Consider the following 7,226-nt stretch of genomic DNA (forward strand, 5'->3'; position numbering starts at 1 on the left):
TGGAAGTGGAAGAAAATAATTTATAGATTGTTTCGGGCAGCTGAAACCAGGACCGTTATAAACTTGTCCAAAAACTCGACCCCTTTGAACCCTTCAAATCTCCTCAAAACCGGGTCTTTTTTGAGTCAAATGTCCGGTCAGGATATTTTTTAGTTTGAAATAACAACAACATTTTTTTTTATTTTAACTCTTGACATTCGGAATTTTATTTTGTATAATTGGTGTACATGATAGCACCTATAAAATATGTTCACCATTTTGAGATTTAAAAAAGCATGTTTAAGAAATAAAAAGGAAAAATGTCATGAAACCATTAACAGACAAGCAGAAGAATGTGTTGAAGCTCATCGCTGAAAAAATCAAAGATGCCGGTTATCCGCCTACTTTGCAGGAGTTAGCAGATGAACTTGGCGTCAGTTCAAAGAATGCCGTTCTCAAGCACCTGACTGCGCTGGAAAAGAAAGGCTACATCGGCAAACGGGAAGGCGGCGCTGCCCGCGGCATCCGGATTTTGGAGTCGCTGGGTTTCCTCGACGGCCCGGGTATAAGCAGAGTTCCTTTGGTTGGGTCGGTTCCTGCCGGTTCCCCTCTGCTTGCCGAGGAGAACGTCGATCGCTATCTGACCATTCCGCAAGATCTCCTGCCTGCGAAAGGGGAGTGCTTTGCACTGAAGGTTCAGGGAGACAGCATGATCAATGCCGGAATTCTTGAAGATGACCTGGTAGTCGTCCATTCCACAAATAGTGCAAACAACGGCGATATCGTTGTGGCGTTGATTGGCAATGAAACCACGGTCAAGCGGTTTATGGTAACCGGCAACGAGCGCTATTTGAAGCCGGAGAATCCCAACTATTCCGATATTTATCCGACCGAGGAGTGGTCGGTTCAGGGCAAAGTGGTCGCGCTGATTCGGGAAAATGTGAATTAAAACCCGGGAAGCGAAAAGCGTAGAGCGATGAGCGAATTTCTTTTGCGCTCTTCGCTTCTCGCTCCTCGAGACAACAAGGCATTACAACCATGACATACGAAGAAATTAACGAACCCATCGCAGTGATCACCTTTTTTCAAAACGGCAAGCTTCACCCTCTGCGGTTTAAATGGAAAGGGAAGGTGTACAAAATCACCAAAGTCAACAACCACTGGTCTGAGCAAATTGGCTTGGGTAGACAAGTTCACTTTTCCATCAATGCCGGAACTTCCGATTACTTCGAGCTGGTTTTTGACACGGGAAATTTTGGGTGGCAGTTGTCGAGATTGTGTTTGGATGGGTAACTTTTTGACTTATCAATTTTATTTTTTAAACAACTCTGAGTGAGACCCAGTTCTTTCTAAAATTAACATTTCTTCGGTAGCTTTATAAATCAAGAGCCAGTCAGGTTCAAGATGGCAGTCCCGGAACTTTTTCCAATTTCCAATCAAAGCATGGTCTTTGTATTTCGGCTCCAGTTTTTCTTTCGTTGCTAATTTTTCTACGACTATTCTAAGTTTGCCAATATCTTTATTTTGCTTTTTGACTTTTTTATAGTCCTTTTTGAATTGACTGGTATAATAAATTTTCAATTATCCAATTCCTGGAATAATTTATCGACGCTGCTGACTTCATTGAGTTCTTTGCCTTCTTCAGATTTCTGTAATGTCGCTATCGTCACTTCATTAGGGATTCTAATGTCGAAAGGGATTCCTTTATGGAGTGCAACTTGGGTTAAGTACATTGAGATGGCTTCTGACATAGAAATATTGAGTGTGTTTAATATTTTCTGAGCCTTTGTTTTAGTTTCAGGGTCGATACGTGCTTGGATGTTCGCTGTTTTTGCCATTTTTTCTCCACATTATTTGTCATGACAATTGCAATACATATAATATAAAATACTAACGTCAGAAATCAATAAAAAGTTTAAAATCATTCAAATTTTTTAAAAAATCAGACACTGTTACCCATATGAGCTTCAAATATGAATTTCTTCGTTCATCTCCATACGCACAGCAACTTCAGTTTCCTCGACGGCACAATTCCAATTCGCACGCTGGTAGAACGTACGCATGAACTGGGCATGTCTGCCCTGGCTCTGACCGACCACAACGGCCTTTACGGCGCCATCGAGTTTTACCAGATTTGCCGGGAATTCGGTATCAAGCCGATTATCGGCGCACAGATTTCTCTTACCGATGGCTCATCGTTAGTACTTCTCGCAAAGAACACCCAGGGGTATGAGAACCTCTCCACCATTATTACTGCAGCTCATACGAGAGGTGGACATCTGAACTTTAAATGTGAAATGAATGATATTCTTACTTATAAACAAGGGCTCTTTGTGCTTTCAGGCGGTAGAAAAGGATCAATCTCCCAACTTGTGCTGAGCCGAAATTTCGAAGAAGCGGAAACTAACTGCCGCTGGATGAAGCAGAAGTTTGGAGAGAATTTTTATTTAGAATTGCAGCGATTTGTTCCGTGGGATGATCTTCTAAATGAACGCCTGCAAAGAATTGCCCAAAAATGCGGGGTGCCTCTGGTTGCCACCAACGACGTGCATTTGCTCTCCCCCAACGATTTGCCGCTTAGAAGAGTCCTGCACGCCATCGATCAAAATACGATGCGTGAGCGGGTGCGCACCGCTGGTCATAAAGAGCAGTACTTTAAATCTCCTGCACAAATGCAACAGCTTTTTGCCAAATTCCCGGAAGCGGTTCAAAACACGCAGCGCATCGCTGAAATGTGTAATCTGCAATTTTCTTTAGGCAAACCCATTTTCCCGGTTATGAAAGTGCCAAAAGGGAGCAGCCAGACTTATTTGCGTGGCCTTTGCTTCAAAGGCGCTCGACAATGTTACAAAGCTATGACTCAAAAGGTTACCAAGCGCCTTACTTATGAGTTGGATGTCATTAACAAGCTTGGATTTACCGATTACTTTCTCATTGTAAAAGACATCGTGGACTACTGCCGTCGGGAGGACATTCCGTGCGTTGGGCGCGGCTCAGCCGCAGATAGCATCGTTTCCTACGTGCTAGGCATCACCTTTGCCGATCCCCTCCGCTTTAACCTCTATTTTGAGCGTTTCCTCAACCCCGAACGCACGGATGCCCCCGACATTGATTTGGATATTTGCTGGAAAAGCCGCGACCAGGTCATCGAGTATGTTTATAAAAAGTACGGCTCTGATAAGACAGCAATGATTTGCACCTACAACACTTTTCAGAGCCGTGCTGCCATTCGCGAGGTGGCGAAGACTTTCGGATTGCCGGAAGACGAGATCGGCAAGCTTACGAAGCAGTTTCCATATATGGCTCGGGTTGCTAATATGGATAAAAGCGTCAAAAATATCCCTGAGTTAAAACAACAAATTCGAGTCAACCGGATTTATAAAGAAATTATCGCTATCAGTAAACGATTAGCCGGGTTTCCACGTCATCTTTCAATTCACGCCGCCGGGGTAATTATCGCACCCGATCGCCTTACGAAATATGTACCATTGGAAGAGGCGCGCAAGGGCATTCTTATTTCGCAGTACGATATGCATTCTATCGAGCGCTTGGGGCTGGTGAAGATGGATTTGCTTGGTGTGCGTTCTTTAAGTACAATAACCGAATGTATTGAGTCAGCGAAAAATTCGAGGCGAGAAGCTCTAAAAACAGGAAGTGAAAAGCGAGGGTTGAAAATAGAGGATCGAGAATCGAAGAGCGATGAGCGAAGAGCGAGCATCAAGCATCCAGCATCCAGGAACCAGAAACCAGCATCCAGCACCAAATTTGATTTTCTAAAAAAGAACAAAAAGCTGTCTCCTTTGGACATACGCGCCATCCCTGAAGATGACCCGGAAACTCTTCGCTTAATTAAATCAGGGAAGACCATTGGCTGTTTTCAATTGGAAAGTCCGCTGGTGCGGGGCGTCATCCGCAAAATGCAGACAGAAAGCATCGAAGATACGGTGGTAGCTGTGGCGGTTATTCGTCCCGGTGTTGGTGACAGTCTGATGAAGGACGAGTATATTCTCCGGCGCGGCGGTTTGCGGCCGACGCATTATGCCCACCCCTTTTTGGAGCCGGTCTTGAAAGAAACCTACGGTCTGACCATTTACCAGGAGCAAGTATTATTGATCGCTCAGGCAGTTGCCGGATTCACCCTGGCTCAAGGAGATTCTTTGCGGCGCGCTATGACCAAAGATCGCGACGAGCAGCTCATGAATTCCTTGAAAGAACAATTTATGTCAGGAGCGTTGAAGAAAGGCGTACGAAAAGAAAAAGCGCTGGAAATTTGGCAGTACCTGCGGCGTTTTACCGGATTCGGATTTAATAAAGCACACGCGGCCACTTATGGCATGCTCGCTTACCAGACTGCCTTTCTGAAATGCTATTTCCCGGTAGAATTTATGACCGCAGTTTTAAACAATCACGGCGGATTTTACGCCAAAGCTGTTTACATTGAAGAATGCCGCAGGTTAGGAATTTCACTCCTGTCCCCGGACGTCAATTGCTCTGAGATTGAATTTATTAAAGAAGGAAACAGCATTCGCGTGGGGCTGCAACCGGTCTTTGAGCTTTCGGATAAAACCAAACAGGATATTGTCGATGAGCGCAAGAAAAACCCCTTCAAAAATCTGTTCGACTTTCTACAAAGAACTCACGCCGGACAAAAAGAAACTGAGCATCTGATTCGCTGCGGAGCTTTTCGCTCCCTGCACCCAAGTGAGCCGTCGCTGCTAATGAAGACTCAAAGTTACTTTAAAAACGACCGCAGCAAAAATATCGCGGAGTACTTAACCCAGGATCTCCACTCAGCCCGGTATTCAAAAGAACAGCGCATTTTGGCAGAACTTGAGCTGCTCAGCTTCGGGGTCGCTGATCATCCTTTAAGCTTGTATGATGATCTGATTCCCTGGGAAAATATGGTTTCTTCGCTTGAACTTGAAGCCCACAAAAATCGCCGCATCCAATTTAGCGGCTGGTATGTCACCTCCCGTTTACAGGAAACCGTAACCGGTAAACAGATGAAATTTCTTTCCCTTGAGGATAAACAGGGCATTTGTGAAACCATCTTTTTCCCTGAAGTGTACGAAAAATTCGCTGAGGTTTTGCATGGACACGGTCCCTTTACAGTCACCGGAAAAATTCAGTCACGGATAAAAGGGGAAGCGAATTTGATCGCCGAAAAAGTGATTCGTTGGCGGCCTCCCCGCGAAGTTGTGAACAGCCGCTTGAATGGCCGCCAGCTGGATGCGTTTAATCAGAATTATTCTTTGCAGGAGGTGGCGTAAGTTGTACACCTACATTTGGGAGTATTATGTTAAAGATGATTTCGTATCGGAGTTCGAAAACATTTATAGGCCTGATGGGCCCTGGGTACGACTATTCAAAGAGGGCAAAGGCTATATAAAAACTGAACTTCACCAGAATATTGAAAATAAGACGAGATTCCTAACTATAGATTTCTGGACTTCAAAGTCCGCTTATGATTCATTCCGAAAACAATTTTCTGAGGAGTTTGAGGAGCTGGATAAAGTGGGCGAAACTTTAACCAAGAAAGAGATCCATCTTGGATCGTTTCATTGCTTCGAGTGATTTTTTAGAGCGTGATGGGATTAGGGAAGTAAATTCAAATAATCAGTTGGCAACAAACCCTCCAGAGCCTCCCGAAGGATTTAATCCTTTGGGGGGCTTTCCTTTAAAGAATAGTCAGGAAAACATCTTCCCGTCTTAAAGCTTGATTGACAATAAACTTGCTTATTTATGTCTTTTTGGTTAATTTTTGAATTATAATTTTGGTAATTCAAAGATTTCAAAAACCGGAGTTAAAATGACAAAGAGATACGAGGTTTTTCTCACGAGGAACTATGTTGTACATATCAAAGCTGAAAGCAAAGAAGAAGCTTGTTCGAATGTTGAATTTTATTTGGGGGATTGTGAGGACTTGTCAAATGAGTTTGAGCAGGCGAATGACCATTTCCAGATTGAAAAGATCAAACCTGCGATTAATGAAGCTTTTTGGGTTGAGGAAATTCCAGAGGACATTAACAAAGATTAGGATTTTTAATGATGAACGGAACTTGTTTTTAACTATACGGCAAAGAACTCAATCAGGGTAGTTCAATTGAATAACGCAAAAAAATTGTTGGTAGCGTTCTTGGAAAAGGCAAAATCATTGAATGAAAATGTTGAACTCATCAAAGTCTTGAGGACAAATACATATCAAATCGGGAAGGTCAGTGTTTTAGTTAGAACAGCATCTGACCTGGGCAAACGCTATTTTTTTGGATTAAATTATATTAATGCAGAAGAAATCTGCAATTTTGAAAGTTCTTTTGTGGCTTTTATTTGTGGAGATTTGAGCCAAACTGTTTTCCTGCCATCAAATATCTTGATTGAGAATCTTCATCAAATTAGTCACGATCGAAATGGAGAGTACAAAATAAACTTTACCAGGGATTTGAATCTTGTCTTGAAGGGACGAAATAATCAACTAGATTGTAGCCAATTTGTTAATAATTGGAATCTCCTGCAAAAGTCTAAATTTGTGAGGAATAAATCTATAGATCCGATAGAAAGTTTTCATAGCGTTATGCAGGGAAGGTTGCTAGAGATTGGCAGAATTCGTTGTTTCCTTACTTATTGTCCCGACAAGATCAAAAAATTTAATCATAGAAAGTTAATTGAACTAGCCACCTTAAGAGCCTGCCCAGAATTGCAATTTGCGGATTTTAAGTCATTGAGAAATATTGATACGCTTTGGTTTCGAAGAACAAATGGTGATTTTTATCCTGAGTACGCATTTGAAGTCGAATTTTCAACTGGAGTTTGGTCGGGCTTTGGCAGACTTGCCACTTTAAGGGAATATAGCACAAAACTAATTATTGTATCACACGATACTAAAAAGTTCAATCAAGTAAAAAATACATTTCCTGAAATTAAGGATAGATATGTCAATATCAATCCAGAGCAGATTGGATTATTGTATTCCGCCGAACTTAATCTAATAAAAATGCATCAAGAATTTGGATTGTAAGTTGTTTTGAGATGCTACAAGAACCCCGAATGCCAGACTCGACTCAAAAAAGGACTCAAACAACCCTCCAATCCTTCTAGGATCCGATTCGGTTTCAACTAACTTATAATCGCTTGTTTACGCAGCGCCTTCTCAGGATAATCATCTCCCGTGAAAATCAAAAAATTCCTAAGTTCCGCCGGCCTTGAAATTTTAATTGGTCAAGATGATGAAAGCAACGACTACCTGACTT

At 42.4% G+C, this 7,226-nt stretch carries 8 protein-coding genes; 6 read left to right on the forward strand and 2 right to left on the reverse strand.

Features of this window, described 5'->3' with window-relative positions; translation table 11 throughout:
• Positions 1-304: 304 nt before the first annotated feature.
• On the forward strand, positions 305-928 hold the full coding sequence (lexA, locus tag IH879_16600; protein MCH7676547.1) for a transcriptional repressor LexA: 624 nt from the start codon (positions 305-307) through the stop codon (positions 926-928).
• 89 nt (positions 929-1,017) lie between these two features.
• The gene (locus tag IH879_16605) at positions 1,018-1,272 is read left to right on the forward strand and encodes a hypothetical protein (GenBank protein ID MCH7676548.1); all 255 of its coding nucleotides are present in this window, start codon (positions 1,018-1,020) and stop codon (positions 1,270-1,272) included.
• 18 nt (positions 1,273-1,290) lie between these two features.
• Here IH879_16605 and IH879_16610 read toward each other — a convergent pair whose 3' ends face one another.
• The gene (locus tag IH879_16610; GenBank protein ID MCH7676549.1) at positions 1,291-1,560 is read right to left on the reverse strand and encodes a type II toxin-antitoxin system YafQ family toxin; all 270 of its coding nucleotides are present in this window, start codon (positions 1,558-1,560) and stop codon (positions 1,291-1,293) included.
• On the reverse strand, positions 1,557-1,817 hold the full coding sequence (locus IH879_16615) for a type II toxin-antitoxin system RelB/DinJ family antitoxin (GenBank protein ID MCH7676550.1): 261 nt from the start codon (positions 1,815-1,817) through the stop codon (positions 1,557-1,559). Before IH879_16615 ends, IH879_16610 begins: the two co-directional genes overlap by 4 nt.
• A 135-nt stretch (positions 1,818-1,952) precedes the next feature.
• Here IH879_16615 and IH879_16620 point away from each other — a divergent pair, with 135 nt between their 5' ends.
• The 4 genes from IH879_16620 (at position 1,953) to IH879_16635 (ending at position 6,994) form a co-directional block, all read left to right on the forward strand.
• Positions 1,953-5,249 carry a DNA polymerase III subunit alpha gene (locus IH879_16620; protein ID MCH7676551.1) on the forward strand — a complete coding sequence of 1,099 codons (3,297 nt, stop codon included), beginning with the start codon at positions 1,953-1,955 and terminating at the stop codon, positions 5,247-5,249.
• A 1-nt stretch (position 5,250) separates the two neighbouring features.
• Positions 5,251-5,553 (forward strand): antibiotic biosynthesis monooxygenase, encoded by a 303-nt coding sequence (locus IH879_16625; protein MCH7676552.1) that lies wholly within the window; start codon positions 5,251-5,253, stop codon positions 5,551-5,553.
• 235 nt (positions 5,554-5,788) lie between these two features.
• Positions 5,789-6,016, forward strand: coding sequence for a hypothetical protein (locus tag IH879_16630; GenBank protein ID MCH7676553.1), 228 nt, complete (start codon positions 5,789-5,791; stop codon positions 6,014-6,016).
• Positions 6,017-6,082: 66 nt separating this feature from the next.
• The gene (locus tag IH879_16635) at positions 6,083-6,994 is read left to right on the forward strand and encodes a hypothetical protein (GenBank protein MCH7676554.1); all 912 of its coding nucleotides are present in this window, start codon (positions 6,083-6,085) and stop codon (positions 6,992-6,994) included.
• The last annotated feature ends 232 nt before the right edge of the window (positions 6,995-7,226 follow it).

The organism is candidate division KSB1 bacterium (assembly GCA_022562085.1).
GTDB lineage: Bacteria > Zhuqueibacterota > Zhuqueibacteria > Oceanimicrobiales > Oceanimicrobiaceae > Oceanimicrobium.